This window comes from Hansschlegelia zhihuaiae (assembly GCF_004103825.1).
GTDB classification, from domain to species: domain Bacteria; phylum Pseudomonadota; class Alphaproteobacteria; order Rhizobiales; family Methylopilaceae; genus Methylopila; species Methylopila zhihuaiae.
The window spans coordinates 34,952-35,303 of sequence record NZ_RYFI01000027.1; the positions used below are offsets into that span (position 1 = coordinate 34,952).

The 352-nt window shown below is 75.3% G+C and carries 1 protein-coding gene; it reads left to right on the top strand.

Going from position 1 to position 352, the window contains the following annotated elements:
• A partial coding sequence (locus EK403_RS23490) for an FAD-binding protein (RefSeq protein WP_245479821.1) occupies nucleotides 1–352 on the top strand: 352 nt, incomplete at both ends.

A 352-nucleotide genomic window follows, 5' to 3' on the forward strand; every position in this document is an offset into this window, starting at 1 on the left:
CGAGCGGCTGACCGGCGTCACGCTGCTCGAACCCGCCGAACTCGTGGTTTCGGCCAGGGCCGGCACGCCGGTCGCCGAAGTCGAGGCGGCGCTCGCCGCGGAAGGCCAGCGGCTCGCCTTCGAGCCCTTCGACCACCGGGCGCTCTATGGCGGCGCAGGCGAGCCCACCATCGGCGGCCTGGTCGCGACCAACGCCTCCGGGCCGCGGCGGGTGATCGCGGGCGCGGCCCGCGACGCGCTGATCGGCATCCGCTTGACGACCGGGCGCGGCGAGGTCATCCGCTCCGGCGGCCGCGTCATGAAGAACGTCACCGGCTACGACCTCGTGAAGCTCGCCTGCGGCTCGCCCCGG